General features: G+C 63.7%; 1 protein-coding gene. It reads left to right on the forward strand.

Going from position 1 to position 2,017, the window contains the following annotated elements:
* Window positions 1-1,241: 1,241 nt before the first annotated feature.
* A partial coding sequence (locus tag H074_RS08520; protein WP_007029624.1) for a hypothetical protein occupies window positions 1,242-2,017 on the forward strand: 776 nt, incomplete at its 3' end.

A 2,017-nucleotide genomic window follows, 5' to 3' on the forward strand; every position in this document is an offset into this window, starting at 1 on the left:
GACGTTGAGAGCTTTCCTGGAATCACGGCCCCAGCCGGCCGCCCAGGAGTGGATCAATGGCTGGATGGAAGACCTGCACGGGGAGATGACGCAGGCGGACGTCGTGAAACTGTCCGGTGACTTGGTCAGCCCGAATCAGGTCAGTGTGCTGTGGCGGCGCCTTGAACGGCCGTGGATTCCTGAGGATGTGCCGGTGGATGTGGTGGACTGGCGTCCTGCACCGGATGGCACGGGACCCCTCACATTCCGGGATTTCCTGAACACGCGAGGGGACCTCCCGGCAGGTTTCACCCTGAAATCGAAGGGCCGGACGGGGTCGAGGACGAGTGCGGTCGCCCGGGGCTGGATCAATGCCTGGGCGGCAAAGCTCCGCGACAAGATGTCGCAGAGTGCAGTCAATAAGCTGTCCGGTGACTTGATCAACAGGAATCAGGTGACGGTGTTGTGGGCAGGCCTTGCCAGGGAATCGGATACGGGGGTGCTGGAGGGGGATGTTCCTGGGGGTGGTGGTTCTTCGGATTCGGGGGTGCTGACCCGGCCTGAGGTGGTGGGGTGGCGTCCCGCGGAGGACGGCACTGGTCTGCGGACGTTGAGGGCTTTCCTGGAGTCACGGCCTCACCCGGCAGGTTTCGCCCTGAAATCGAGGAACCGGAAGCACTCGAGTCAGAAGGCCCAGGACTGGATCAATGCCTGGGCGGAAGACTTGCACGGGGAGATGACGCAGGCGGAAGTCGTGGAATTGTCCGATGGTTTGGTCAGTCGTACTCACATCGGCGAGTTGTGGCGGCGTCTTGAGGGGTCGTGGGTTTCTGAGGATGTGCCGGTGGATGTGGTGGACTGGCGTCCTGCACCGGATGGCACGGGACCCCTCACATTCCGGGATTTCCTGAACACGCGNGATCAATGCCTGGGCGGCAAAGCTTTACGGGAAGATGCCGCAGGAGGACGTCGCGGAACTGTCCGGTGGCTTGATCAATATTAACCTGGTGCGGGTGTTGTGGGCGGGCCCTGCCAGGGAGTCGGATGCGGGGGTGCCGGAGGGGGATGTTTCCGGGCCTGGTCCGGTCTTAAGGGAGGGTGGTGGTTCTTCGGTGCCGGGGGTGCTGACCCGGCCTGAGGTGGTGGGGTGGCGTCCCGCGGAGGACGGTACTGGTCTGCGGACGTTGAGGGCTTTCCTGGAATCACGGCCCCACCCGGAAGGTTTCGTCCTGAAATCAGGGAAGCGACAGCGCTCGAGTCAGATGGCCCAGGAGTGGATCGATGCCTGGCTGGCAGGGCTTCACGAAGAAGATACGACGCAGGCGGAAGTCGCGGATATGTCCGGTGGTCTGGTTAGTCAGACTATGGTCTTCCGGCGGTGGCGGCGTCTTAAGGGGCCAGAGATTCCTGAGGATGTGCCGGGGGATGTGGTGGGCTGGCGTCCTGCACCGGATGGCACGGGACCCCGCACGCTCCGGGATTTCCTGAACACACGGGGAGGCCTCCCGGACGGCTTCGAACTGAAGTCAGCGAGCCGACTGCGCTTGAACAAGCTAACCCAGGGTTGGGTCAATGCCTGGGTGGCTGGTCTTCAGGGTGAGATGTCGTATGCGGAGGTCGCGGAACTGTCCGGTGGCTTGATCAACAGGGATCAGGTCAGAGCGTTGAGGGCTGCTGTCGCGGGGGGTGGGGGTGGGGGTGTTCCTGTTCGGGTGGCGGAGGAGGCGGAGGCGGCGCGGGCGCGGTCACGGGAGCTTTCGCGGCACGAGGGTGAGGGTGACAGTGAGGGTGGTGTGGCGGGTGGGGTGTGGGAGGCGGGTGATCCGGCTGCTGTGCCGGTGGGGAATGTGTTCGGGGTCGCGATCGAGTTGGCGGATGTGGGGGTGTTGGTCGGTAAAGGTAGCCCGAAGTCACGGTTGGCGGCGGGGTTCTTGCCGAAGGAGGAGCTGGTGCATGGGGTGGTGCTACTTGATCACGATCTGCGTGATGTGGATGTGCTCACGTCGGTGATTTTGGCGACGGGCTGGGACGGTCTTGA

Source organism: Amycolatopsis decaplanina DSM 44594 (genome assembly GCF_000342005.1).
Taxonomy (GTDB): Bacteria; Actinomycetota; Actinomycetes; order Mycobacteriales; family Pseudonocardiaceae; genus Amycolatopsis; species Amycolatopsis decaplanina.